The 3,002-nt window shown below is 34.0% G+C and carries 1 protein-coding gene; it reads left to right on the top strand.

From position 1 onward, the window contains the following. Nucleotides 1–250: 250 nt before the first annotated feature. Nucleotides 251–3,002: AAA family ATPase (locus AC3AX0_RS07835; RefSeq protein ID WP_487549748.1), on the top strand; the 2,752-nt coding region annotated here is incomplete at its 3' end.

The following is a 3,002-nucleotide window of genomic DNA, read 5'->3' as shown; positions in this document are numbered from 1 at the left end:
TTGCAGGAGCTGAAAGGCTTGGATGCAGTGCTTCAGTTGCAATTGCGACTGAAAAGAAATCAGATGGCGAAGGATATTAAACAATAATTGATTATTAGAGACTACAGCTTAGGCTGTAGTCTTTTTATATAAAAATCCAAAAAATCTAAAATATCAAATTTTTAAATAAATTTGATATTTTTTTTATATTTCTTTGATATAATTAATATATTAAAGAAAATATACGGTGACTGGAGTTATATATCTGTATATGATGAAATCGGCATCCAAGAGTACCATTGCAGATGTTTTCTGGGGAGATTCCTTCAACCAGGAAAAAGCGATGCAGAACTACAGAAATTGCCTTTATATTGTTAGAAAGGTTCTTGGCAAGGAAATCTTCACTAAACAATCGGGCGGTATCATATCATTAAATGAAGACTATGAGATATACAGCGACTATGATGATGTGATTTCGGGTAAAACCAAGGTTTCTGATATTTCTGACACAGAATTCATGAAATCATACTATCTTAAAGAAAGCAGCCTTTTTAACGAATGGCTAGACGAGAAGAGAAATGAAATTAAGACCACCCTCATAGAAAATGCTATGGACGTTGTTGAAGAAGCTATAGTCAGTGATGACCTTGATACGGCTGAAAAAGCAGCTTTGAAAATCATAGAATTGGATGAATTCGATGAAAGGACTTACAAGCATCTAATAGAAATATATGATAAAAAAGGCCAGTTTAATAAGATCACGACACTTTACAATTCCATTGAAAAGCTTTTCAGGAAGGAACTGGCAATAGCACCAAGTGTGGAAATCAAGTATATGGTGGAAGAGGCCAGGAGCAACAGGAACAGATCTAAAAACAATGCAGATAAAGAAATAGGTCAAGACGTTGAATTTGCAAAATCCCAACTCTATGGAAGAGCGGGAGAAATTGATAAAATTAGAAATGAGATTTACAGATTTTCTGACAACATCGATGCCAGCTCAATTTTGGTTACAGGTGAAGAAGGAATAGGAAAAACAAGTCTTATGAATGCATCCATAAGTATGGAATTTGATGATGTGGAAATATACAGAACCCAGTGCTACAGGGCTGAAAAAAACTTTATCCTAAAGCCCTGGTATTCGGTAATTCAGAATATTGCCAAAGACTTTGAAGATATTATTGAAAGTATTCCTGTAAACCTGATTACGCCACTTGTGTCCGTATTTCCATTTCTTAGAACTGACAAGATAATGAATGATATGGAAGTGGACAATATAATATTTTCAAATTATGAAGTTCTTGAAATGGAAGTGGTTCATCTTCTCTTGAAAATTCTTGAGAATAAAAATATAGCAATAGTTTTTGAAGATGTTCAATGGATTGACGATGTTAGCCTTTCCCTCATAAGAAATATATTTACAATGGATGAGAACAGATCAGTCCTGCTTCTCATGACTACAAGAACACCAATTCCTGAAAAAATCGAAATTATGGCATACGACATGACAAGGTCGGGTCATCTAAAGAACATTGAACTGGAAAGATTCACAAAAGAGGAAACAATAGATGCTGTAAAACACATAACACCGGAAATAAAACTGAATGAAGGTGAAGCTGAAAAGTTTTATTATGAAACAGAAGGAAACCCCTTTTATATAAGGGAAATACTGGGTAGCTTCATGGAAAAGGGAGTATTCAATGGCATAACGTCAAATATCAAGAATCTTCTTCATCAGCGAATAAGCATCCTTGAAAGCGATGAAAAGAAAATACTTGAAATCATTTCAACTCATTTTGACGGTGTTAGGCTTGATTTTTTGATGACTTTATCACTACTTGATGAAATAAAGCTTGTAAACATCATAGAAAGTTTGATGGACAAAAGGCTTATAGATGAAAGATATGAAAACGATGAAATAGTATACCATTTCACACATATGAAGATACAGGAATATGTATATATGGAAATGTCCTATGCTAAGAAGAAAATACTTCACAGTAAAACGGCAGTTTTGCTTGAAAACATGCTGACAGGGAACTTCAATGAATCTTTCTATTATTCAAAGATTATCCATCACTATGAAAAAGCTGGCAATATTAATAAATTTATAGAATATACAATAAAGTATCTATACAACCATTTATGTGTTGCACATGAATTTTTTCCTGTATTCGAAAAAAGCTATAATGCAAAGATTAATATTGAAAGTGATAATATTGAACATCATTTTTCAAGAATTTCCGACTGGGTAAACAACATTGACACCAGCTCAGTAGAGGTGGAGACTCAAAATCAAATATCCATGTTTTACCATATGATAGGAAGGTATTATATCAGAGCTGGGGAATACGACAGGGGAAAGGCCTATATCGAAAAGCTCAAGAAGCTCAACAGCATGGGATTTGAAAATATCAATAATCAAAACATAATAAGGGCAAACAGGCAACTTGTTTGCATATTCATGAACAGGTATGACGAATATGATCTTGGTAGGATAATAGAGGAATCTATTGAGCTTACAAAAAATGAAAGGGAAGAAGAAAGAGCCATTTGGTACAGGCTAAAAGGCTATCACAGAATAATGATAGGAGATATTGTGAAGGCAAGAGAATATCTTTTTGATTCTATAAGAGTATTTGAAAGTTCTTCTGAAATAAACAAATATAGGGTAAACCTGGCGGCATCATACAACTGGCTTGGTGAAACATACAGACTGGAAGAAGAATACGTCAAAGCTATTAAACATTATACCAAAGCCATCTCCCTGTGCGAAGACATTGATATGCTGGGAGGAACACCAATATTTTATGCCAACTACGGTCAGTGCCTCTATGAAATGGGAGAAATGGAAAAATCCATGGATGCAATTGGAAAGTCCATAGAGCTTTATAAGTTGACAGACTCAATATGGGGAAAATCATTGCCGTATTCCTATAGAGCCAGGATATATTTTGACAAAATGGAATATGATAAAAGCGAACAGGATATAAAAAAATGTATTGAATATTCCGATAAGTTGG

The organism is Dethiosulfatibacter sp. (assembly GCF_983023055.1).
Note: the sequence above shows the minus strand (reverse complement) of the source record. Positions and strands in the feature narration are given on the sequence as shown.